General features: G+C 47.1%; 20 protein-coding genes. 12 read left to right on the top strand and 8 right to left on the bottom strand.

The window, feature by feature from the left end:
- The first annotated feature begins 57 nt into the window (after positions 1 to 57).
- The 4 genes from JGK16_RS20635 (at position 58) to ilvN (ending at position 2,867) form a co-directional block, all read left to right on the top strand.
- Entirely contained in the window at positions 58 to 546 is a 489-nt protein-coding gene (locus JGK16_RS20635; protein ID WP_293183190.1) for a Photosystem I reaction center subunit III, read from the top strand.
- A gap of 122 nt (positions 547 to 668) precedes the next feature.
- Complete coding sequence (gene psaJ / locus JGK16_RS20630) at positions 669 to 797, top strand: photosystem I reaction center subunit IX (protein WP_293183192.1); 129 nt, start codon at positions 669 to 671, stop codon at positions 795 to 797.
- A 312-nt stretch (positions 798 to 1,109) separates the two neighbouring features.
- The gene (locus JGK16_RS20625) at positions 1,110 to 1,922 is read left to right on the top strand and encodes a carbon-nitrogen hydrolase family protein (RefSeq protein ID WP_293183194.1); all 813 of its coding nucleotides are present in this window, start codon (positions 1,110 to 1,112) and stop codon (positions 1,920 to 1,922) included.
- Between the two features lie 426 nt (positions 1,923 to 2,348).
- A complete protein-coding gene (gene ilvN, locus JGK16_RS20620; protein WP_293128958.1) occupies positions 2,349 to 2,867 on the top strand; it encodes an acetolactate synthase small subunit in 519 nt (172 codons plus the stop codon).
- A 299-nt stretch (positions 2,868 to 3,166) separates the two neighbouring features.
- Here the strand turns inward: ilvN and JGK16_RS20615 are convergent, their stop codons facing one another.
- Both JGK16_RS20615 and JGK16_RS20610 read right to left on the bottom strand, forming a co-directional pair.
- A complete protein-coding gene (locus JGK16_RS20615; protein ID WP_293192229.1) occupies positions 3,167 to 6,706 on the bottom strand; it encodes a GGDEF domain-containing phosphodiesterase in 3,540 nt (1,179 codons plus the stop codon).
- Positions 6,675 to 6,800: a hypothetical protein gene (locus JGK16_RS20610; protein WP_293203376.1), complete on the bottom strand. Its 126-nt coding sequence runs from the start codon at positions 6,798 to 6,800 to the stop codon at positions 6,675 to 6,677. Before JGK16_RS20610 ends, JGK16_RS20615 begins: the two co-directional genes overlap by 32 nt.
- Before the next feature lie 172 nt (positions 6,801 to 6,972).
- Here JGK16_RS20610 and JGK16_RS20605 point away from each other — a divergent pair, with 172 nt between their 5' ends.
- From JGK16_RS20605 to JGK16_RS20585, 5 genes are all read left to right on the top strand, one after another.
- The gene (locus JGK16_RS20605; protein ID WP_293183198.1) at positions 6,973 to 7,980 is read left to right on the top strand and encodes a zinc-dependent alcohol dehydrogenase family protein; all 1,008 of its coding nucleotides are present in this window, start codon (positions 6,973 to 6,975) and stop codon (positions 7,978 to 7,980) included.
- 489 nt (positions 7,981 to 8,469) lie between these two features.
- Entirely contained in the window at positions 8,470 to 11,727 is a 3,258-nt protein-coding gene (locus tag JGK16_RS20600) for a CHAT domain-containing protein (RefSeq protein WP_293192227.1), read from the top strand.
- Positions 11,724 to 12,188 (top strand): hypothetical protein, encoded by a 465-nt coding sequence (locus JGK16_RS20595; protein WP_293183202.1) that lies wholly within the window; start codon positions 11,724 to 11,726, stop codon positions 12,186 to 12,188. The genes JGK16_RS20600 and JGK16_RS20595 overlap by 4 nt, the downstream gene beginning before the upstream one ends.
- Positions 12,181 to 13,551: a hypothetical protein gene (locus tag JGK16_RS20590; RefSeq protein WP_293183204.1), complete on the top strand. Its 1,371-nt coding sequence runs from the start codon at positions 12,181 to 12,183 to the stop codon at positions 13,549 to 13,551. Before JGK16_RS20595 ends, JGK16_RS20590 begins: the two co-directional genes overlap by 8 nt.
- 124 nt (positions 13,552 to 13,675) lie before the next feature.
- Positions 13,676 to 14,245, top strand: a complete 570-nt coding sequence (locus JGK16_RS20585) for a Uma2 family endonuclease (RefSeq protein WP_293183206.1) — start codon at positions 13,676 to 13,678, stop codon at positions 14,243 to 14,245.
- 119 nt (positions 14,246 to 14,364) lie between these two features.
- Here JGK16_RS20585 and argJ read toward each other — a convergent pair whose 3' ends face one another.
- The 6 genes from argJ to JGK16_RS20555 all read right to left on the bottom strand — a co-directional run bounded on the left by argJ (position 14,365) and on the right by JGK16_RS20555 (position 19,722).
- Positions 14,365 to 15,606: a bifunctional ornithine acetyltransferase/N-acetylglutamate synthase gene (argJ, locus tag JGK16_RS20580; RefSeq protein WP_293192225.1), complete on the bottom strand. Its 1,242-nt coding sequence runs from the start codon at positions 15,604 to 15,606 to the stop codon at positions 14,365 to 14,367.
- A gap of 550 nt (positions 15,607 to 16,156) precedes the next feature.
- A complete protein-coding gene (locus JGK16_RS20575; RefSeq protein ID WP_293192263.1) occupies positions 16,157 to 16,297 on the bottom strand; it encodes a hypothetical protein in 141 nt (46 codons plus the stop codon).
- Between the two features lie 66 nt (positions 16,298 to 16,363).
- On the bottom strand, positions 16,364 to 16,558 hold the full coding sequence (locus tag JGK16_RS20570) for a hypothetical protein (protein WP_293183210.1): 195 nt from the start codon (positions 16,556 to 16,558) through the stop codon (positions 16,364 to 16,366).
- A 161-nt stretch (positions 16,559 to 16,719) separates the two neighbouring features.
- Positions 16,720 to 18,162: a serine/threonine-protein kinase gene (locus JGK16_RS20565; protein WP_293192223.1), complete on the bottom strand. Its 1,443-nt coding sequence runs from the start codon at positions 18,160 to 18,162 to the stop codon at positions 16,720 to 16,722.
- A gap of 59 nt (positions 18,163 to 18,221) precedes the next feature.
- Positions 18,222 to 18,446 carry a hypothetical protein gene (locus JGK16_RS20560; RefSeq protein ID WP_293192221.1) on the bottom strand — a complete coding sequence of 75 codons (225 nt, stop codon included), beginning with the start codon at positions 18,444 to 18,446 and terminating at the stop codon, positions 18,222 to 18,224.
- Positions 18,447 to 18,717: 271 nt separating this feature from the next.
- Positions 18,718 to 19,722 (bottom strand): LysR family transcriptional regulator, encoded by a 1,005-nt coding sequence (locus JGK16_RS20555; protein WP_293192219.1) that lies wholly within the window; start codon positions 19,720 to 19,722, stop codon positions 18,718 to 18,720.
- A gap of 300 nt (positions 19,723 to 20,022) precedes the next feature.
- Here JGK16_RS20555 and JGK16_RS20550 point away from each other — a divergent pair, with 300 nt between their 5' ends.
- The 3 genes from JGK16_RS20550 to JGK16_RS20540 all read left to right on the top strand — a co-directional run bounded on the left by JGK16_RS20550 (position 20,023) and on the right by JGK16_RS20540 (position 23,821).
- Positions 20,023 to 20,736 carry an NnrU family protein gene (locus tag JGK16_RS20550; RefSeq protein WP_293182568.1) on the top strand — a complete coding sequence of 238 codons (714 nt, stop codon included), beginning with the start codon at positions 20,023 to 20,025 and terminating at the stop codon, positions 20,734 to 20,736.
- 45 nt (positions 20,737 to 20,781) lie between these two features.
- Complete coding sequence (locus tag JGK16_RS20545; protein ID WP_293192217.1) at positions 20,782 to 21,159, top strand: thioredoxin domain-containing protein; 378 nt, start codon at positions 20,782 to 20,784, stop codon at positions 21,157 to 21,159.
- 616 nt (positions 21,160 to 21,775) lie between these two features.
- On the top strand, positions 21,776 to 23,821 hold the full coding sequence (locus JGK16_RS20540) for an NAD(P)H-quinone oxidoreductase subunit 5 (protein ID WP_293192215.1): 2,046 nt from the start codon (positions 21,776 to 21,778) through the stop codon (positions 23,819 to 23,821).
- Positions 23,822 to 24,327 lie beyond the last annotated feature (506 nt).

Here is a 24,327-nt window from a genome sequence, read left to right as displayed (position 1 = left end):
GCAAGTTGAAATGCTTGTACAAAAACTTATTGTTTTGTAACAAAAGGAAACAATTTCATGCGACGATTGTTTGCTGCAATTTTAGTGGTTAGTCTGTGGATCAGTTTTGTTCCAGTTGCTTCGGCTTACAATTTAGTGCCGTGCAAGGACTCTCCCGAATTCAAGGAACTGGCTAAAAATGCACGTTCTACCAATGGCGATCCGGCATCTGCCAAGGCAAGATTCGAGATGTATTCTCAAGCTATGTGCGGCCCGGAAGGATACCCGCACTTAATCGTAGACGGCAGCTTGGACAAGGCTGGCGACTTTTTGATTCCTAGCGTGCTGTTCTTGTATATTGCTGGTTGGATTGGTTGGGTAGGCCGCGCTTATCTGCAAATTGCCAAAAAATCTGCAACTCCAGAGGAAAAAGAGATTATTATCGACGTTCCTGTGGCAATCTCCTGTATGCTGACTGGCTTTTTGTGGCCTCTGGCAGCACTCAAAGAAATCACCACTGGTGAAATGTTTGCCAAGGACGACGAAATTACTGTTTCCCCCCGCTAAAATAGGGAAATGGAGCCAAGGCTAATAGCTAACAGTTAATCGATTAACTGCAAGTTAGCAATTAGTGTCTTACCGAGCGATCGGCAATTACCAACTGTCTCGAATTTTCAGGAGCAGAATTCATGCAATATTTTCTCAAGTTTCTTTCAAGCGCACCAGTATTGGCAGCACTTTGGTTCTCTATTCAAGCTGCGGGTTTGATTGAATTTAACCGCTTTTTCCCTGACTTGCTTTTCCATCCGATGCCTTAAGATTTGACCGGAATTAGGTCTCAAAAATTAGGGCAAAAAAGTTGAGAGTTTTGAGTTTTGAGTGATGAGTTAAAGGTTAATTTAAAGCTCAAACATCAAAACTCTCAAACTCTATAGACTTTCTCAGTAACATGAAGTGGGCATAGGGCATGGGGCATAGGGCATGGGGCATGGGGCATAGGGTATGGGGCATGGGGCATGGGGCATGGGGCATAGCTACTAAGAACCAAGAACCAAGAACCAAGAACCAATAACAACTAACAACTAACAACTGACAACTGACAACTGACTAATGACTAATATTGTGAATCGATGAAGTCTTATCTCGCCGCAGCAATTCAAATGACTAGCTTGCCTGACCTGCAAAAAAATTTGGTGCAGGCAGAGGAATTAATCGACCTGGCAGTGCGTCGGGGTGCGGAGTTAGTTTCCTTACCAGAAAATTTCTCGTTTATGGGAGAAGAGGAGGAGAAGATTGCTCAAGCAGAGGCGATCGGACTCCAAAGCGAAAAATTCCTCAAAACCATGGCCCAGCGGTTCCAGGTGACGATTCTGGGCGGCGGATTTCCCGTGCCGACGGATGGGGGGAAGGTATACAATACTTGCTTGCTAGTAGACCCAAACGGTAGCGAAGTGGCAAGGTACAAAAAAGTACATTTGTTTGATGTGAATGTGCCAGACGGGATTACTTACAGGGAATCAAACACGGTGAAAGCTGGTGAAGATTTGCCGCCGGTTTATGTGTCGCCGGAGTTGGGGACGCTGGGACTTTCGGTGTGCTATGACGTGCGGTTCCCGGAAGTTTACAGGCATTTGTCGCACAAGGGTGCTGATGTTTTGTTCGTGCCGGCGGCGTTTACTGCTTACACTGGCAAGGATCATTGGAAGGTTTTGTTGCAAGCGAGGGCGATCGAGAATACTTGTTATACGATCGCCCCGGCGCAGACTGGACACCACTACGGCCGCCGTCAAACTCACGGTCACGCGATGATTGTAGACCCTTGGGGTGCGGTTTTGGCGGATGCCGGAGAGGAACCGGGTGTGGCGATCGCAGAGATTAATCCCGATCGGCTAGAACAAGTCCGCCGCCAAATGCCATCGCTGCAACACCGGGTTTTTATGTAAGTTATGGTGGCTTGGTACTTCGCAGTTTTGTCACCAATTGGTGTCAAAATTGCAGTTTTCGCCAGCCACCAGACTTGAAAAGTTTTTTCTGCCATCGAGTAATTGTGTACGTTCGTACACAAAAAACTTGGATCGGGTGCCGTCAGCACCGGGTTGGGGCGGGTTTAAGGTTGAGATCGAGCCGATCCCCCCTAACCCCCCTTAAGAAGGGGGGGACAGGAGTGCTATCAAAGTCCCCCTTGTTAAGGGGGATTTAGGGGGATCGAGACTGCGGTAAAAGCGAAATTTATCAAGAGCTTTTTTCTCGGACATGAAGGGCCAATAACTCGGGATAAAATGTCTAAGGCAGGTTCAATGGGCGTGCACTTCTGCTAAAAGGCGAATGGGCGACAGTAGAATTGCACAAAATGCGTCTTTTTTGGAGAAATGAAACACACTCTTTCGGTTTTAGTTGAAGATGAAGCGGGTGTCCTCACTCGAATTGCTGGTTTATTTGCCCGTCGGGGTTTTAATATTGAAAGTCTAGCCGTCGGCCCGGCTGAGCAAGTGGGTGTGTCTCGGATTACGATGGTTGTACCGGGAGATGACCAGATTATCGAGCAGTTGACCAAGCAACTGTACAAGTTAATTAACGTGCTGAAAGTTCAGGATATAACGGAAATTCCCTGTGTGGAACGGGAGTTGATGTTGCTGAAAGTTAATGCGGCTAGCGGGACGCGATCGGAGATCATTGAGTTAGCTCAGATTTTTAGAGCGCGAGTGGTGGATATTGGTGATGATACGCTGACTTTGGAAGTTGTCGGAGATCCGGGTAAGATGGTGGCGATCGTCCAGGTTCTAAATAGATTTGGGATTAAGGAAATTGCTCGTACTGGAAAAATTGCTATGACTCGGGAGTCGGGCGTAAATACGGAGTTTCTCAAGTCTTTGGAAGCGAAAGTTTAAAGAAGAAGGAAGAAGGAAGAAGGAAGAAGGAAGAAGGAAGAAGGAAAAAGTCAACCCCCATGCCCCCCTGACAGGTGTAGGTTTTCCCCTGGCAAAACCCAGCAAATCTAGACAGTGCAAAGGTTTTGGGCTTTTGCCTCTTAAAATTTCAAACTCTTATGGGATAAGGCTTTTACCCAAAAACCTACACCCGTCAGATGCCCCCCAAGGGGGGAAATTCAGGAAGAAGGAAGAATGTTTTAACTTCTAATTCCCAATTCCCGATTCCCAATTCCCGATTCCCAATTCCCAATTCGCGATTACCATTTGGGTTGACTTTCGATCAAACCTGTGGCTGTGATGGTGTCTACAGGCTTTGAGAAAAAGTATCCCTGTCCGTATTCGCATTGCAGCGCTCTGAGCAAGTTAAGCTGTTCGATGGTTTCTATTCCTTCAGCGATCGCATCCATGCCTAAATGACTGGCTAAGATCAAAATAGTCTGTACAATAGCTTCGTTTCCTTCATCTTCAGTCATGCGGCTCACAAAAGCTCGATCGATCTTTAAGGCATCAGTGGGAAAAGTGTGCAGGCGGCTCAAAGAAGAATAGCCTGTGCCAAAATCGTCAATATATAATTCAATTTCTAAATTTTTCAATTGGGAGAGGATAGCGGCGGCTGATTCGGCATTGTCCACGATCACGCCTTCGGTAATTTCTAACTTTAAAGTGCGGGGGTCAAGGTGAGTTTCTTGTAAAATCTCACGAATGCGATCGATTAAATCCGGCTGTTTAAATTGTTCGTTAGAAAGGTTGACGCTGACTGTCAACGGCGGATTTGCGGGGAATTTTTCGTGCCACTCGTGGATCTGACAGCAAGCCGATCGCATCATCCACCAACCAATAGGTACAATCAATCTAGTTTCTTCTGCTACTAAAATAAACTCACCGGGAGCTACTAAACCGCGCTGGGGGTGATACCATCGCAGCAGCGCTTCAAAACCGCTGATTCTACCGCTAGTTAGAGAGACGATGGGCTGGTAGTAAAGCTGAAATTCCTGGGAGTCTAGAGCGCGCCGCAATTCGTTTTCCAGTTGCAAAAGGGCGACGGCGCGAGTGTGCATACTTAAGTCGAAAACTTCGTGGCGAGCTTTGCCCAATCCCTTTGCGTGATACATGGCAGCATCTGCATCTCGCAGCAGTTCTTCTGGTCGATCGTACAATATTCGGAATGGGACGGGAACAGGAGAGTCGGGAGATAGGCAAGACAAAGCAGTTTCCCGATCGACATGGACGAGATTTCCTGGACTAGAAAATTCGGAAAAATTGTTGGGATCCTGTGGCAAACCGGAACAAACAATGCCAATGCTAGCACTGCTAAAAACTTGATATTCGTTGAGGTAAAAAGGCTGTGCCAGTTCCGCTTGCACTCGTTCGGCAATGTGGATCGCATCATCGGTGTTTTTGATATTTTCCAGCAAAATAGCGAATTCGTCGCCGCCGAGACGGGCAACAGTATCTCCAGCCCGCAAACAGATTTCCAGGCGCTGGGCGATCGCGATCAGCAAGCGATCGCCCACTAAATGCCCCAAACTGTCATTAACCACCTTAAAGCGGTCTAGATCGATAAACAGCACCGCAAACAAAACCTCGGGACGGCGTTTTGAAAGCTCGATCGCGTGTCCCAAACGATCCATAAATAAAGCTCGGTTGGGCAAACCCGTCAGCGTATCGTGCAAAGCATCGTGTACTAACTTCTCTTCAGCTATTTTCCGCAGAGTGATATCTTCGACAGTACCTTCGTAGTAAAGCAAATTGCCACCAGCGTCGCGAACAGCCCGGCCGTTTTCGGAAACCCAGATAGTAGTTCCGTCAGCGCGGTAAACTTGGGACTCGAACTCAGACACAGAACCGTGTTTTTCGATCGCACCCAAGAACTCGACGCGGCGGTTGGGATCGAGGTAGAGTTGGTGCTCGATATCGTGGATGTTTGCGATCAGTTGGGTTGCCGACTCGTAGCCGTAAATTCTGGCTAAAGCCGGATTGGCACTGATATAGCGTCCGTCAGCACTCGTTTGAAAAATTCCCTCGATCGCGTTTTCAAAGATGCTGCGGTATTTTTCTTCGGCTTGTTGCAGCGCGAATTCTGCCTGCTTGCGATCGCTGATATCTGTCAGCGTGCCGAGATAGCCCAGAACTGCTCCATTGTTGTCAATTTCCGGCACTGCTTGCCAAAATACCCAGGTTGTGAGGTTGCCGTTGCAGAAGCGGTACTCTAACTTACAAGGCAATTTATCTTTGACAGCGCGATACCACTGGCTCAAAATGCGATCGCGGTCTTCGGGATGCAAACTTTGGGCCCAACCTTCGCCCAATGCCTTTGGCGCAGTCAGTCCCGCCATCTCCAAAAATCGCTCGTTGACATACAAACAATCTCCCGCAGCGTCGGCGCGGAAAATCCCGACTGGCAGTATTTTAGCTAAAGTGTAATAGCGGTATTCGCTTTCTAGCAGGGCGCTGGCAGCTACTTTAGTCTCTGTGATATCAAACATTGCGCCTTGAAGGATGACGGAGTTGCTGGCTCGATCGCGAACTGCGATCGCTCGATCGCGGAACCAGACAATTTTACCGTTGCGGGCGATCGCGCGGTATTCTGACACCAGCGGCCCGTCGCTAAAGATATCTTCTCCCTCGGTAAATTTCTGTGTAGCGTTTTCAACTAACACGCGATCGCGGTCTTCTGGGTGAACGAGTTTCAGCCACAGATCTGGGTCTGCCTTCCATTCAGCTACAGAATAACCCAGAAAAGTCTCAATTTGCGGGCTGATGTAAAGTTTGGCAGCGCTGCGGTTGAGGGGAGAAATGTAGGTGACAGCCGGCATTTGTTCTACAAGCGCGCAGTATTTCGCTTCTACGGTGCAGAGTGCTGCTTCTAGGCGCTGCCGCTCCAATTCGGCAGCCGCCCGTCCGGCAAAGATGCTAATAATTAGCTGAAATTTGGCAAGATGTGATTCTAGTAGGGGGCGATCGTGGAAAATACAAATAATGCCCAAAGGTTCGCCGTAGGAGTTTTTCAGCAAGATTCCCAGGAAGCTGCGCGAACCTGTAACGATCGGTCTGCGGTCTTCAGGAAAGGTTTCCATGAGGCGGTCTGGACAGGAGTACATTCCCTGCTCAAACACCAGCGCTTCGGGAGTATTGGCAGTGTTGCACTCAAAGTTTGGCTGTGGCTGTCCGTCGCTCCAAAAACTGATAACTTGTAATTTATCGGGAGTTAGATCGGCGCGTTCGATCGATTTAATCGATTTGGCAGCAATGGCGCTGCGAACTCCTAGTGCTGAGGCTAAGTGGGGAACTAAGGTATCAAAGAATTGTGTCCCCCCGGGCGAATTAGTACCTGCCAGGATGTCACCTAGCAAGTCTTCCTCTAATTGCGGGGAAGTGGTGGCTTTGGGAGGGTTGTCGTTAGGAGGGCTATCGGCATTTTGGTCGATCGAACCCTCGATGCTCAGACTAACGGTTTTGCTGGTGGAAGGCCCTACAAGAGGCGAAGAATTCACAGTTGGGCGTTGTTGCTGGGCTAAGAATAGATTGTAGCCAATACCTAACAGTTTACCCAAGAAGCTGTCAGCGATCGCCAACAGATTTGAGTTGGGGAAAATCAACAAGTTTTTCCTAATTTTCAATCTCGCAGATAAATCTGGCTGTAATTCTGCCAACTGCGGTTGCTCTTCGGCAGTTGGCAGACTGGGATGCCTTCGGTGCCACTTGAGATAAATCGCGATCGCGAAGACTAAAGTCGCCGATAATCCCAGAAGGTATGCAAGAATCTCAAAGTAAAAAAATAAATCTAGCTCGAACATCGATTAGCACCGCTCGACAATTATAGTAGTTAGCAGAAAGAATTGGTTTAAAGCCGGAATCCCGATCGGGAGAAATTAAAATCAGATTATTCATCACTCCAATCCTCGGACTTCGAGATAGAGGTAGCTGTCCCAAGTCAACTGTCAATTGTCAGTTGAATTAAAGGCAGTCTATATTATTAAAAATAACTAAGTATCGTCACGGATGAGTAACGAATACAAGGTAGGATTGGAGGTGAAGGCGAAAATAGAGTTAATACCCTGCTATGAAAGCGATCGTTTTTGAAACTCCCGGAAGCCCATCCGTATTGAAACTGCAAGATATCTCAGCCCCTACTATACAAACAGAAACTGAAGTTTTGGTGCGGTTGCGGGCGGCGGGGATCAATCCGATAGATACTAAGTTGCGATCGCGCGGCACATTTTACCCCGAGAAAACTCCTCACGTTTTGGGGTGCGACGGTGCTGGAGTGGTAGAAGCTATCGGTGCTGAGGTGCAGAGTGTCCAAGTCGGAGACGAGGTTTTTTTCTGCCACGGGGGTTTAGGCGGGTCGATCGGTACTTACGCTGAGTTTGCCGTTGTAGACGAACGTTTTCTCGCCATCAAGCCTGCTGCTTTAAGTTTTGTTGAGGCGGCGGCTGCACCCTTAGTTCTAATTACAGCATGGGAGTCGCTGTACGATCGAGGGCGCTTGCAAGCCGGTCAGAAAGTGCTCATTCTAGCAGGTGCAGGCGGTGTCGGCCACGTCGCGGTACAGTTGGCTTCGTTGCAGGGTGCTGAGGTTTGCACTACTGTTAGTTCCGAAGCAAAAGCCGAGTTTGTACGGCAGTTAGGTGCAGATTCAGTTATTTTATACAAAAATACGGATGTTGTCGATCGGGTTTTGGCTTGGACTGAGGGCCAAGGAGTTGATTTGGCTTTTGATACAGTCGGGGGAGAAACTTTTTACCAAACTATTCCGGCTGTGAAGATTTACGGAGATTTGGTAACAATTTTGGAACCAGATCCGGCTTTGGGCAATTTGAAAACAGCGAGAATGCGGAATCTGCGGATTAGTCTGGAGTTAATGTTAACTCCGATGCTGCAAAATTTGGTGGAGGAACAGCAACAGCAGGCAAAGATTTTGCAGCAGTGTGCTCGTTTGTGCGATCGTAATTTGCTCAAAATTCACGTCAGCCAAACTTTCCCGCTAGAACAAGCTCAAGCAGCGCATGAGTTGTTAGAAACAGGTTCAGTAACGGGTAAAATAGTGCTTGAAATTGCGGGCGATTGAGATTCCCGGCGAATCGAATTCGGCCTGGGGCGACTAATAAATGAATTGAGAGAGCGCCGCTCCCCAAAATTCTTACTATAGCGGTTATCAGAAACATAAGGTACGTTGTTGGGCTTCAGCCCTCTTAGAGGTACGTTGTTGGGCTTTAAGCCCTCTTAGAGGTATGTTGTTGGGCTTAAGCCCTCTTAGAGGTACGTTGTTGGGCTTAAGCCCTCTTAGAGGTACGTTGTTGGGCTTAAGCCCTCTTAGAGGTACGTTATTGGGCTTAAGCCCTCTTAGAGGTACGTTGTTGGGCTTAAGCCCTCTTAGAGGTACGTTGTTGGGCTTAAGCCCTCTTAGAGGTACGTTGTTGGGCTTAAGCCCTCTTAGAGGTACGTTGTTGGGCTTCAGCCCTCTTAGTTGAAATGGTTATATAAGCTACCAGTCATACCTCATCTTTTTGAGAAAGGCTATACAATAACAAAAACAAACCGCCTCACCATCTCACCAATGTTAGATAAAATCTGGCGATTCCTCAAACAATTAATTCAGCGGCTATTCCGCACCAATCCCAAGATTGAACCGACACCACCTCAACCTGGGCCAACTTTGACTGATGCGGAATACGAGGCGAAGTTGATGGAACTTCTCGAAGGGGTGAATCAGGGCTGGGGAAGAGGCGATGTTGCGGGATTCTTAATCGCAAAACAAATTAAAAATGGTGATTTGGCGGCTTGGTTGCGGGGGTTTGGCGATCGATTGTTGGAGGGCGCGCAGGGGAGTACAGCGTCTGCGGATGCGGTGGTATCGCTTCAGGAATTGGCGCGCAGGTTGGAGTTGTTGGGTGGAGTTGCGGGTGGGGAATTGGGAGAGGTGGCGGGGAATGTTGGTAGGGAGATTTTGGTTGGGTTTCCGCTAGTTTCGGGTGAGGCGGGTGAGGATGTTGATGGAGAGGCTGAGAAATGGAAAAAGCGAGGTAATGAGCAATATGAACAAAGTAATTTTCAAGAAGCACTTGCTTTTTATGAATGCTCTATTGAATTGAAATATAACCAGCCAGAAGTGTGGGAAAAACGAGGTTTGGTTTTACAAAGATTAGGTGATTATCAAGGTGCTATTGATTCTAACAATAAGGCTTCTACTCTTTATCGTTATTTGGCAAATCCTGAGTCAGCCTCGGTTCCTCAGTCAATAGAAGGGGTTTTCAATCTAAGTGATATAAAACCATCCTATGATAAAGGATTATATTTCACACTAGATTTTCACGAAGTCTGGAACAATCGGGGCTTGACACTGTATGATTTAGGCAGGCTTGAAGATGCGATCGCCTCCTACGACAAAGGCTTAGAATTCAAACCAGATTTTCACGAAGCCTGGTACAATCGGAGCATTGCACTGCATAATTTAGGCAGGCTAGAAGAAGCGATCACCTCCTTCGACAAAGCCATAGAAATTAAGCCAGATTTATACGAAGCCTGGATTAATCGGGGCCAGCTACTGTGTAATTTAGGCTTATTTAAAGAAGCAATCATATCCTACGACAAAGCCTTAGAATTCAAACCTGATAAACAACACGAAGCCTGGAACAATCGGGGCGTTGCACTGCGTAATTTAGGCAGGCTAGAAGATGCGATCGCCTCCTGTGACAAAGCCTTAGAATTCAAACCAGATTTTCACGAAGCCTGGAACAGCAGGGGTGCTATACTTTGCGATAATTTCAAAAGATATGAAGATGCGATCGCCTCCTTCGACAAAGCCTTAGAAATCAAACCAGATGACCACAAAGTCTGGATCAATCGAACTATAGCAGTCAAAAATGCACCTAAACACAGGCTGCTAGTTTATGAAATCTTACAAGCAAAATTCCCTAAATCTCCACCTGTTACCAGAACTCTCATAACTCACAACCTGAAACAGCGCGGCTACGAAGGACAAATATTAACATTAAAAGCAGGCTTAGAATATTGCCGACAAAAGACCCATCCCGAAGGATATGGAGAACTGCATCAAGCACTAGGAGATGCTCATTATAGTCGAGGAAAACTCAATTCTCCCAACACCTATTGGAATAAAGCCACCACCAGCTACCAAGAAGCACTCAAAACTCTAACCAAAGATACTTTCCTGCAACTGCATCTACAAGTATTACAGAATTTAATCAAAACCTTAGTTAGCCTAAAACAAACTGACGAAGCCAATAAATTACAGCGAGATGCAACGGATTTATTGCACCGCTTGCTGAAACAGCAAAACTATTCCCAAATCACCCAACAGCAACTCACCGACAAATTAGTTAGCTTTGAACAGTTAACCGTAAATATATTCATCCAATCCGGGCAATTTGCCCAAGCCTTAGCCACAGCAGAAACCGATAAAAATGTCTGCCTATCTTGGCTGCTGGATGCCTTGCCAATTCCCGATTACAAAACAGAAGAGACAGTCACTCACGCACAAATTCAGCAACTCCTCAATCCCACAACAGCCGCCATTTACTGGCATCTCAGCGACGCATCCCTGACAACATTCATCATTAAATCCGATGGCTTGTTGTCTCCAGAAACCTGTTTCAGCGATTTTCCCGATGAATTTGAAAAATGGGTGAAGGAGTGGAATCAACAATACACCGATTATCAATCTAAGGAGAAAACCAGTCAAGTAAATCATCCTTGGCGTGCGGAAATGGCAAGTAAATTTGCACGACTCAAGGAAATATTGAAAATTGATGTGATTGAACAGCAATTAGAGGGAATTACGGAGTTGATTTTGATTCCGCACCGGGACTTGCACCGCTTTCCGATTCATGCTTTGTTTAGTCGGGATTTTGTGGTGAGTTATTTGCCTAGCGCCGCCGTTGGGATTAGTTTGCAACATCGGTTTACCCCGAAATGGGCAACCACGGGGGGATTGCCCCTACAACAAAATAATCCATCCGTAGGGGCGGTGCCCCCGTGCCCGCCCTCTATGCCCTGCCCGCCCGAATCCGTAGGGGCGGTGCCCCCGTGCCCGCCCTCCATCTCCATCCTCAGTATCGAAAATCCCCACAGCGTAATTACCGATAAAAACGGCCAACAAAAAAGACTCGCCCCTCTCCCCGCCGCCGAAATCGAATCGGAAATTATTTGCCGAATGTTCGACAATTACACCCGACTCGAAGAAGACGCAGCCACCCTCGATGAAGTCGAAACATTATTGCAACAACCACACAATATTTTTCACTTCACAGGCCACGGCAGCTATAATTTTGATCATCCCTTAGAATCAACTTTATACCTAAGTGGCAACCACCGATTAACAGTCAGAGAAATTATCCAACTTAACCTCAGTAACTACGAATTAATCTGCCTTCCCGCCTGCGAAACCGCATTGACTGACAAACAAACAATTCTCGCCGAATATGTAGGATTGACTAGCGGTTTTATGCGCGCGGGAGTTGGCTGTGTCGTCAGTACCCTGTGGCCCATAGAATCTGGTGCCAGTACGTTATTAATGATTTATTTTTACCAACGGTGGCGAGAAGCCGGCGATTCTCTACCCGTGGCTTTAGCAAATGCTCAAAAATGGCTGCGAGAATCTACCCGCGAGGATTTAGCCGCCTGGTATCAAGGGGAAATTGACAAGATTTCCGCAAACAGCCCCGAACCTTCTGAAGTTGAATTTATGCTAAGCCGATTCTTTAACACGAATCGCCAAGCATTAGCTACAATGGAATTAGATCAACCCTATCAGCATCCCTACTACTGGGCTGCTTTCACCATCACTGGATTATGAAAGACACGCAAAACGAGATTTTCAAAGCTTTTATTATCGCCCTAGTCCAACAGACTGAACCTTTGCCCGCAGCCGTCCAATCCGAGTGCAATAAAATCGGTGAAGCTTTCACGATTATCGATATTGCAAGACTTGCCGAATTGCATCTACCTCTGCTAGCCGCCTATGAAGAAGCTGACACTTGGTTAGTGAATCATAGCAACGAACGCAGCAAAGGATTAGATGTTTTACCGGATGCTGAATTTGAAAATAACAACACTACTAATATTGAAACAGATAACAGCGCTAGCGACATCAGCGATTTGACAAATTTGCCAGAAATTATCAAGAAAATCGAGGAAAAAATTGAGCCTCGCGGGTTTGGAGGATTTCTCAGAAAGATTTTGCAAGCTGGGGACTCTGTGCAAGCAAGTCGAGATACAATCTTATTGTTAAGCCCAGATGGTTTTGTCCATGAGTAAGGAAAATTGGCTAATCTACCCGACTGTCGATTTGTTTGTCTACGATTTAGCAGACGGTATCGGGCAAAATGAGGACAAGATTAGCCAAAATCGCGCACAGTTTTGGCAAAAGATTTATGGCGACAAAATCTCTGCGCCACAATTAGCAAAACTCAAGCAAGCTGAAACAGAAACTGCTGAGTATATTGAGTTACTGGGCGACAAAAAATTAGCAGCATTTGAGTCTCCCCTCGATGGCTATGCTTATCCCGTGAAAATCGGCGATACTTATGCGGCACAATTTGACTTGTCTGGGAAAATCGAATCCGACAAGGAAAACACATTTAAACCGAAAGAAATTGACTGTTTAGAATGGCTGAAACAACAAGTAATTTCCCGTGTCAATCCACCTGCGACAATTGGTCAAAGTTGGCTGGTTTGGGGACAATTGACTGCTAATGACCAAGATGCTTTAGCAACTGCTAAAAATTGTTATAGTAAACTCAATCTATTCCCGAATGCTAAATGGGAGAGAGACTTAAAAGCCACAGGGCAATTTAAAGGTGCTGATTTTTACGAATTGTGGCTACCACCGGGAGATAGGGGCAATATTGGTCAAAATTATCATGTCTTAATTTGCTTGTTTCCTTACAATAATGGTCAATCAATTGCCGATATTAGCAAGACTGTCGCTAAAATTTATGTGCATCTAATGCGATTGTTTGCCTTCCGCAATAAGGTGATTTGGGCTTACACTCAAAGCCGCCAACTTAAGGCTGATTTGAAAGATGCTTCGCGGACGATTCAAGACATTGTTCAGCAATTACCGCAACAGGTGAATGCGCCGAAAGTTGACTTGAAAGAATTGCAGCAAAGTTTGGTTGATTCCTTGACAATCTTCTCGGTTTATGCTAATTATATTAGCAGATTGGAAGAGCAAGAAAATACAATCAAAACTAATCTTAAAAATTATAAAAGACGGTTGGAAACTATCGGTGAGGATATGGGAAGTGATGCTGAAGCTTTCAAGTTTATGGCCAGTTTCAGCGATTTTGCTAAGGAGAAGTATGTTTGGCAAGTGGCGGCGGATAATCGGAGTTTGAGTGCGGGTTTGAGGTTGTTGGAAAATGCGATTCAGACGATTGAGGGGATTATTGAGATTGAGAGGGCTAAGAGCGATCGCACTTTGAATGTTACGATTGGGGCTGTTGGTGTGGGAATTGGCACCAGCGGGGTAGCCGCCAGCGTTTATGCTAGTCAAATTAGGAGTCCTGCCAGCCCCACAAATCCGATAAATGTGAATGTAGTTTTTGGGTTGAGTATGGGTTTGGGAATTGTAGCAGGTGCGATCGTCCTGATAATGATAGGCAAGAAATGGCGCTAAAATAGATTAGCGGCGATTTTAGAGGAATCGGCGCAGCAATCGGCGATTGAAATCGCTTCTTATCAAACAAAGTCCGCCTGCGCGGACTGAAGAGAGAAGAAGAGAAGAGAAGAGAGGTAATAAAATGACAACCGTTACTTTAAACTTAGATAGTGTCGAGTTAACAGACGAACAGTTTTACCGTTTATGCCAGATGAATCGAGATTGGCAATTTGAACGGACAACGAAAGGGGAAATCATTATTATGTCACCAGTAGGCGGAGTCAGCGGCAATCGAGAAGCCAATTTAATTGGCTTAGTCTGGATGTGGAATCAACGAACTCAGCTAGGGATAGTGTTTAGTTCTTCAACTATTTTTCGCTTGCCTAATAATGGAGACAGATCTCCTGATGCGGCTTGGGTTAGCTTGGAAAGATGGTCGGCTTTAACTGATGAACAAAGGGAGAAGTTTCCGCCGATTTGTCCTGATTTTGTCATAGAATTGCGATCGCGTACAGACCCGCTAAAGCCACTTCAGGAGAAAATGCAGGAATATATCAATAGCGGTTTGCGTTTGGGTTGGTTGATTAATCCTCAAGACGAACAAGTGGAAATTTATCGCGCTAATCGTGAGGTGGAAATTGTACAGTTTCCGGTTAGTTTGTCCGGCGAAGATGTGTTGCCTGGATTTGTGCTGAGTTTGCCGATGGTTTGATTGAGAATTAGAGGAATCAGTCTCTTTCAACCGCCCGGGCTGTGTCGCCGCGATTTCAACCGCCCGGGCTGTGCAGGCGCAGTTTGCAACCGCCCGGGCTTCTGAAATTACGATCGCCCTTAAGTCGTATACTCCGCATTAATCTTCACGTAGTCGTAACTCAAATCGCATCCCCAAGCCTTCGCGAAACCGCCGCCATTCCCGACAGCAACCTGAATTAAAACCGTGTCTTCCTTCAGATATTCACCAGCAGCAGCAGCCTTCATATAATTACTCGCAGCAGATTTATCGAACTCCTTCGGCTGTCCGTTTTCCATCATCAAAAAATCTCCCAATTGAATCCGCAAATTCTCTTGTTCAAAAGCAACGCCCGCGCGCCCCGCCGCCGCCGCAATTCTTCCCCAATTCGGATCGCGTCCAAAAATAGCAGCTTTCACCAAAGAAGAACCGACGATTGTTTTGGCAATTTTACTCGCAGAAACTTCGTCGGCGGCGCCACTAACTTGTACTTCCACCAAACAAGTTGCACCTTCGCCGTCACGGGCGATCGCCTTTGCCAAATGCACGCAAACTTCTGTTAGCATCGCCTCTAATTTTTCAGCATCCGCCCCCATTTCTGTAATCGCAGGCGTGCGGGATTGGCCGTTAGTCAAAGCAATTAGCGAATCGTTGGTACTGGTATCGCCGTCAACAGTAATTTGATTGAAACTTCTGTTTGCCGCCCGAGTCAGCATTTCCTGCCACAAATGTGACGACACTGCTGCATCACACGTTACAAATGCCAGCATTGTTGCCATATTCGGGTGAATCATTCCCGAACCTTTGCAAATGCCGCCGATACGCACGGGACGATCGCCAAACATGGTTTCCAGGGCGATCGTTTTCGGCACTAAATCAGTCGTACAAATAGCCTTAGCAGCCGCATCAGAACCAGTTTCCGAGGCCTCAGCAACCAATCGCGGAATTCCCGCCCTCAGCGGCTCCATTTTAATCCGCTGCCCGATCACGCCAGTGGATGCCAAAAGAATCGATTCTGAAGGAATATTCAGCGCTTCGCCCAACAATTTCGCGCTTTCGAGGGCATCTGCTAAACCTAATTCGCCAGTAGCAGCATTTGCTTGTCCGGCATTGCACAAAATTGCTTTGGCGCTGGGTTTAGCTTGCAAGCGCTGGCGGCAGTAGTCCACGCAAGCAGCCCGGACTGTGGATGTGGTGAAGACTCCCGCGGCGATCGCGTCCACCTCTGACAAAATTAAACTTAAATCCGGCAAGCCAGAAGGCTTCAAACCCGCTGTAATTCCCGATGCTCGATATCCTCTCGGTGCTGTAACTCCGCCGCCAATTTCCTTCCAGTCCGACATGATGACCTCCCTAGAGCGTTCTATTCTATTGAGAGGGGATTATATCATTTTAGATTTTAGATTTTAGATTTTAGATTTTAGATTGCCAACAAATGACGAATCAATGAGTTGTTTTTTTGTCGTTTAATCGTTCTTTCCCCGATGCGCGATCTCAAATCCTGTAGCATTGGAATTATTAATCTCTCTATTCTCTCTCTGTGTTCTCTGCGGCCTCTGTGGTTAAATCATTCCGATGCAACCGGAAACGATATGAAAATATAGTTGAGCAATATTAGACCTCTTGCAAAAAAAATTTTGGGACGGGCTAGAAGCCCATCCCACAAGAAAAAAGATTTTTGTGGGATGGGCTTCTAGCCCGTCCTAACTATTTTTGCAAGAGGTCTATTATATTTCATTATTTGTGTTAAATCAATTCCCTAAAACTAATCGCGACTTATTCTGTAGAGATCTAACTCAAGAACAAGTCGCGACGGTTTTGTAACTGTCATTATTAATTTTTAGCTGGCAAACAACAGACTCGATTCAACTGTCTCGCTGTTGAAAAAACGAGTTATTTGCGATCGACACTCGCCGCAGAACCAATATCTAAACCAACTTCAGCAGCCGCGCGGCTGAGCATAGATTCCTGACGGTTTTTGATGAGGTGTTGGTGGCGCATCATCAGACTGCGCGCTTGTTGTTGGGTAGACATCACTGGTTTTCTCCAAATGTAGGTAATAGGTTTGCGGGCAATTGGGGAAATTAATTGAGCTTTGCCTTAGCTCATGGTGGCGTTGCTGCGATCGTAACTGGCTTGAAGGCTGGGCTGCGGCTTGCCTTGAATGTGGCCCCAGTAGTGAGTATTTTCCATTCCGACTTCGCTGGCGGTGCGGTTGAGCATGGATTGCTGCCGGTTCTTCACCATTTGGTGGTGGCGCATCATCAGAGAGCGGGCTTGATTTTCGGTAGACATATCCGGTTCCTCCGTTTTCCTCGATCGATCTTGGGCTGCTTTTTGTTCCTATTTATAACTATACTAGATATTTCTGTATCTAAAGCTACAAAGTTAAAATTGTAATAAAAGTTTACAATAAGGCAAGAAGTGCGATCGAGAATGCGGGAGTACCGCGAGGCTTAAAAAATATTAGAAAGTAACTTATAAATTAAGCGAAAAATAGCTGTTGCCGCGATCGCCCCTAAAGCAGCCAACCATCCCACAAACAACACGCCTGTGAAAGGAGAATTTGGATAAATCGTAACAGCAGCGCGCAAAGCCGGGAAAAACCACAGTACAGCCAGAGTACCTGCACTAATAATCAGCATCTCAGTTTGCTCGATCGCCCTGCGGTACTGGCCGAAAATTAGCCCCCCGACAATCATCCCCAACAATCCGATACTCACACTTGGATTCGGCAGCAAACTCGTCAGGGCGATCGCCAGCAACCCCCCTTCAAAACCCGTAAACGCAGCCCCACCCAAAATATCCCAAATCGAAAAAGCCCTTCGCGGCCCCGATTGCAGGTTTCCCGGAGGAGTCGCCACCACAGGAGGCACAGGAGGCTGCTGAGTTGGTTGGGGGGTCGGAGTGGGTTGGGGAGGCGGCTGCACCACCATCGTAGGCTGTTGAGAATTGTATTTCAGAGCCGCTTCCACCTCGATCGCCGATTGATAGCGCTGGCTGGGAGCCGGTAACAACATTCGATCGAGAACTTCAGCCAAACGCGGGCTTACCTGTACGTGCGATCGCCAATTCCACTCATTTTCATAACTATCAAACAATTCCGTCGGCTGCAAACCGCTGAGCAAAGTAATGCAAGTCACAGCCAAAGCATAAAAATCCGTTGCGGGATAAACCTCTTGTCCGTTCATCTGTTCGGGCGGAGCATAACCCAAAGAATAAATACCAGTCGAAGCCTTAGAAGCACCCGCAGTTTGCGTCACCTGTTTGACAGCCCCAAAATCTAATAAATAAAGCCGACCACTTTTAGCCCGCATAATATTAGCAGGTTTAATATCCCGGTGAATCGAACCGCGCGAGTGTACAAAATCGAGAACCTTCAAAATTTCCCGCAGCACCTCCATCGTTTCCGCTTCCGAAAACTTGCCTTTAACAACAAGTTCTTCCTCCAAATTGTGACCGTCAATAAATTCTTGAACCAGATAGAAAAACTGATCGTTTTTCCCCGGCTGCAAACTCGCAACAGTCAGCTCAAAAAACGCCAGCAAACTCGGAATTTGCGAATGTTCGTTTCCCAGTTCTTCCAGCACCGCCGCTTCCCGTTCAAACAGAGTTTGAGCAATTTTTAGCTGTGCCGGAGTCAGATTTACCGACGGCTGCAAAAGTTTAGCAACGCACTGCCGCATCGCCGGAGTATAGCGGTCTCTGGCCAAAAACGCCGCCCCAAAACCGCCTTGACCCAACAACCTGACTGGCAAATAGCGGCCGCTCAAAATCAGGGGCATTCCGCAGGTCTTGCAATACCTTTGCTGCACTGTTTTCAGCATCGAACTATCATCGAGGTCGGGAAAATCGTTTTGAGGGCGCGGGCAGCCCGGGCGGGTGCAGTAAACTTCCATTTTGGTTTGCTAATTGGTCATAGGGCATTGGGCATTGGGCATTGGGCATTGGGCATTGGTCATAGGGCATTGGTCATCGGGCATTGGGCATTGGGCATTGGGCATTGGGCATTGGTAATTGGTAATTGGTAATTGGTAATTGGGAATTGGTAATTGGTAATTGGTAATTGGTAATTGGTAATTGGTAATTGGGAATTGGTAATTGGTAATTGGTAATTGGTAATTGGTAATTGGTAATTGGTAATTGGTTTAATTCCTAATTCTAGGTGGTCAAACTTTTTCATACTACTCCAGTTTCTTTTACCCTCTTTAATCTAGTTTTGGTATTAGGTTTTGGCATCAAACAAGCCAATTATATCATGTCCGGTTAATCAGTTATCATTGCGAGTGCGAGCGTCTCGCTCGCACTCGCAATAAATATAAGCCATCGCTCGGACATGACATTACCGATTTCCGATTCTCGATTCCCAATTTATCAATTTTTCCAGCGATTATCAAACCAGATTTTAATCTCTCAACTAACTGCGAACTACTAACTGCCAGCGACCTAATAAATTAACTTCCCGCCGACTTGGGAGTTGCTATTTCTATGAGTCCCAAATCGATCGCCAGAGGTTCTTTTTTCTCCGGGATGGCAGAATAAGTAGCAAATGTTGGCAAAATTTCATTGCTGAAAGCCTCTGCTGCTTTAGAACGGTAGCGGTTGGGGTTGTAAATCAGCGACAAAATTCGAGTTACCAAAACTTCGTCCATTTTAGATTTGTGCAAGACGCCCATCATCAACTCTTTTTCGATCGCCGAAACCGACACAAAAGCAGCGCCCAACCCGGACTGAACAGCATTTTTAATGGCTTCGATGGAATTGAGCTCCATCTCGATTTTCAGGCGGCGCGTGTCAATGCCGCAGCGAGTCAGTACCTGATCGATGACTTTGCGGATAGTAGACTGCGAATCGAGGGAAATAAACTGCAATTTATAAAGGTCTTCTTTTTCGATGCTTTCTTGTTGTACCATCGGGTGAGACGGAGGGAGAATTAGAGCCAGTTCGTCCTCAGCGTAAGGAACAATTTCTAAAGCTTCTACAAGTTCGGTAGGGATTTCTCCGCCAACAATTGCCAAATCGATTTGCCCGTTGGCCACACTCCACGCCGTGCGGCGGGTCGAATGCACGTGAAGCTGTACCGCTACATCGGGGTACTTTTGCCGAAACATCCCAATCATTCGGGGTAGCAAGTATGTCCCCGTGGTTTGAGAAGCGCCGACGATCAAAGTACCGCCTTGGAGATTTTGCAAGTCTTCGAGAGCTCGACAAGTTTCTTGACAAAGCGATAAAATTTTCTCGCCGTAACTCAGCAGCAGGTGTCCGGCTTCGGTCAGTTGAGCCCGCCGCCCCCCCCGATCGAACAGCGGCACGTCCAACTGTCTCTCTAGGTTCTGCACTTGCAAGCTAACTGCTGGCTGGGATACGTAGAGGCTGTCGGCGGCGCGTTTGAAGCTTCCTTCAGAGGCGATCGCCTTGAGAATGCGTAACTGGTCTAAAGTGAAAGGAAGGTCAGACATATATCTAAATTGTCAGGAAAGCGGTTGTCAGTTGTCAGTGGGCAGTTGTCAGTGGGCAGTGGGCAGTTGGCATTTGGCAGTTGAGAGTTGACGGTTGAGAGTTGACGGTTGACGGTTGACGGTTGACGGTTGTCAGGAAAGCAGTTGAGAGTTGACGGTTGACTGCTGAGAACTAACAACTGACAACTAACAACTAACAACTAACAACTAACAACTGCCAACCGTCAACTGACAATTGCTCCCATAGATACTTTGTGACACAATTTGGCCGCGAATCAATAACTTTTCTTAATATTTGCAATGACGATCGACTTAGCGCTTGACTCCCACTTAGTTATTCTCGGACTTTTATTTGGTTTTGCGATCGCCCACAGCGGTTTAGCAGCCCTCCGCCCAAAAGGTGAAAAGCTGATCGGGCCGAGACTTTACCGCGTTTTGTTTGCCCTTGTCAGTTTGCCGCTGGCGGTGATTTTGGTTGTCTACTTTTTCAACCACCGCTACGACGGCGTGCAACTTTGGCAAGTACAGGGCGCGCCCGGAGTTAAACCAGTGGTTTGGATACTGTCGGCAATTTCCTTTCTGTTTCTGTACCCAGCAACCTTCAACCTCCTAGAAATTGCCGCCATCCAAAAGCCGGAAGTTCACCTCTACCAAGCCGGGATCATTCGCATTACCCGTCACCCGCAAATGGTGGGACAGGTGATTTGGTGCGTAGCCCACACCCTCTGGATTGGTACTAGCTTTACCCTCGTCACTTCCATCGGTTTGATACTTCACCACCTGTTCGGAGTGTGGCACGGCGACAGCCGACTGCGGGCTCGTTTTGGCGAATCCTTTGAAACCATCAAATCTCAAACCTCAATTATTCCATTTTTGGCAATCCTGCAAAAGCGTCAAACCCTTGACTTGCTTGAGTTCCTGCGCCCTTCCTACCTAGGCGTAGTCATTTTTACAGGCCTGCTGTGGAAAATTCATCCTTTTCTGATGCGTGTCACTGCGAACATATACTGGTAGCATGATCCCTAGGATAGAAAAAAAATTATTAAATTTTGAGGGATCATGGTGTTGTCGGTTAGCGAACGCACTTTTGCACAAGAGGTATTTCAAGCCTCTACCCCCGTTTTAGTTCACTTTTGGGCACCTTGGTGCGGTTTGTGCCGCGCGATCGACCCCACGCTTACAAGTTTTGAAGCACAGTGGGCAGGAAAAGTCAAGCTCCTAGGGGTGAATGCCGATCAAAGTTTGAAGTTGGCAAATACTTACCGACTGAGCAGTCTGCCCACACTGATTTTGTTTGAGGGCGATCGAGTTCTATTTAGATTTGAAAATTATCAAGGTCGCGAGGAACTGCGACGCACTCTGGATTCCTGGATGCTCGCCACTCAGAATTCTTCCCAGACTCAACGCTTACAACCTCAGGAAGCATTGAACAGGTAACATTTCAAAAGCATTGGGCTCTTGTTTAGCTAGATCGGCGGGAATCCCCACACTATATCGTTTACAGATTGGTGTGGGATGAAAGCTAGGTTGATTGAGGTGGGGTGGTTGACCAATCCCGTAGGGCTCTTAGGCCATCATCACTGAAATGGACAATCTTCGATATAATTAGACAGACAGTGGGGCTGGACGTGTTCCTCACTTGAAAATGCTGTAGAGGGAAACAAATTGGAGTACCCCGAAGGAAGATCTTGATATCCTTAACAGGACTCAGATGCCCAAACTATATTGCTTGCAATTAGTGTGGGAGCGTCACAAAGCATTCGCCTCTTGCGTAGAAAGCATTGGGAATTCCCGATTTATCGATCGACCATCCGATCCAAAATCAATGTCGCAGTCTTGGAATCACAGGGCTGCGACATTTGTCTATCTATCTTTTGGCATAGATTTAAGACGAACTAGATCGATAGCCAACACAAGCAGCAATTCTTAAGGATTGTCGATCGGCAATACTTAAGAATTGTAGAGAGTCTTTCTGCCCAGTCGCGCAAGCGTGTGTCACAATTATTAACAGTTTTGGCAATATCTAGTAGAAACTTTAAACTACCTATCAGTCATGGAACCGCTTTATCAATACGCCTGGCTGATTCCAGTCCTGCCACTGGCAGGCGCAATGCTAGTAGGTTTAGGCTTAATCACCTTTAACCAGGCAACCAACAAACTCCGACAAGCGAATGCGATTTTAATCCTTTCGACCCTCGGAGGGTCAGCGGTAATGTCTTTCGCATTGCTGTGGAGTCAACTACAGGGCCACGCACCCTACACCCGAACCATTCAGTGGGCCTCTGCTGGGGACTTCTCGCTGAACATGGGCTATATCATCGACCCCCTCACGTCGGTAATGCTGGCGATCGTCACCACGGTCGCCTTTTTGGTGATGATTTACACCGACGGCTACATGGCACACGATGACGGGTACGTGAGATTTTACGCCTACCTGAGCATCTTCAGCGCCTCAATGCTAGGTCTAGTAATCAGCCCGAACATCGTTCAGATTTACATTTTCTGGGAACTGGTAGGTATGTGTTCGTACCTGCTAGTCGGATTTTGGTACGATCGCAAACCCGCTGCGGACGCCTGCCAAAAAGCCTTCGTCACCAACCGAGTCGGCGACTTCGGCCTGCTGTTGGGCATCCTCGGCATTTACTGGGCCACCGGCAGCTTTGAATTTGACGTAATGGGCGAACGGCTGCACTCCCTAGTCGAATCCGGTGCTTTGAGCGCAACTCTCGCAACCATCTTCGGAGTCCTGATATTTTTGGGCCCAGCAGCCAAATCAGCTCAATTCCCTCTCCACGTCTGGCTTCCAGACGCAATGGAAGGCCCGACACCAATTTCAGCCCTAATCCACGCCGCGACAATGGTAGCAGCCGGCGTCTTCCTGATCGCTCGGATGTACCCAGTATTTGAAGGACTGCCCGCAGTCATGAATTTGATCGCCTGCACCGGCTGTTTTACAGCATTCATGGGTGCTTCGATCGCAATTACCCAAAATGACATCAAAAAAGGCTTAGCCTACTCCACCATCTCCCAATTGGGCTACATGGTGATGGCAATGGGAGTCGGCGCCTACAGTGCCGGACTCTTCCACCTAATGACCCACGCTTACTTCAAAGCAATGCTGTTCCTGTGTTCAGGTTCAGTCATTCACGGCATGGAAGATGTCGTCGGGCACAACCCCGCCCTCGCTCAAGACATGAGAGTCATGGGCGGCTTGCGGAAATATATGCCGATTACCGCTACTTGCTTTTTAATCGGAAACTTAGCAATCTGTGGCATTCCGCCCTTTGCAGGTTTCTGGTCAAAAGACGAAATCCTCGCCCAAGCTTTCCATGCAAATCCCGCTCTGTGGGCTGTGAGTTGGGTGACTGCGGGGATGACCGCGTTTTATATGTTTCGGATGTATTTCAGCACCTTTGAGGGCGAATTCCGGGGCAATAACAACGCCATCAAGCAACAACTTCTCCAACCGGGTTTGGTTTTCGGCCCTGGGGCGATGAACGTTAAGGAATTGGCATCAACTGGCGAAAATCATGACGCACACGACCATTTTCCTCACGAGTCTCCTCTGACAATGGCTCTGCCGTTAGTGTTGTTGGCTGTACCTTCTGTGTTTATCGGTTTTCTCGGTACGCCGTTTGCCAATTATTTCGAGCAGTTTGTGCGCGCGCCCGGGGAGTCTCTGGAAGAAGTTTTGGAACACGCCGCCGAGTTTGATTTGACGGAATTTCTAATCATGGGTGGGAGCTCTGTAGGTATTGCTTTATTGGGCATTACTTTGGCTTCTCTGATGTATTTGAGCCGGAAAATCGATGCTGGTGCGATCGCCCAAAAAATCAAACCACTTTACGAGTTCTCCCTCAACAAGTGGTATCTCGACGATATCAACGAGGTTCTCTTCGTCAAAGGCAGCCGCCGTTTAGCGCGGCAAGTCATGGAAGTGGATTTGCGAGTCGTCGATGGTATCGTCAACCTGACAGGGTTTCTCACCCTGGTTACGGGCGAAGGTTTGAAATACTTTGAAAACGGTCGCGCTCAATTTTATGCCCTGATTGTGTTTGTCGCAGTTCTGGGTTTTGCGATCGTTTCTGGAGTAGGTTAAATCTGTAGGGAAACGGCATTGCCGTGTCCTCCGGGTAGGGCAACGGCAATGCCGTCTCCTCCGGGTAGGGCAACGGCATTGCCTGTGAGTCTCAACTTAAGGTAAAACCGAGAGTCCGACAGGGAATGATATCATATCCACTCTTCATCGTCCTGTATTCATCTCTCTTATCTCCCTCTGTGTTCTCTGCGTTCTCTGTGGTTAAATCATTCCGATCCAACCGGAAACGATATGAATTCCCTGGTGGACTGACAGCTTAAGTTGACACGAAGAAGGGCATTGCCATTTCCCACCAGAAGATATTTTAAGAACGGGTATTAGCTCAATAACTCAGAATTTACAATTAGCCAATAGAAATAAATCTTTGATTAAACTCAAATTGTGCGATCGCACAAATCGTCGCAAACATTACAAAAAGAATTGTTTCGTATAAAGAAAGTATAAAATTTAGACCAAAATCGCCAAAATGTGTTTAAACCTAATAATTGATGGATAATTTTAAAACG

The sequence above is a fragment of the Microcoleus sp. PH2017_09_SFU_O_A genome (genome assembly GCF_020738625.1).
Lineage (GTDB): Bacteria > Cyanobacteriota > Cyanobacteriia > Cyanobacteriales > Microcoleaceae > Microcoleus.
This window is presented reverse-complemented; position numbering and strand designations above follow the sequence as displayed.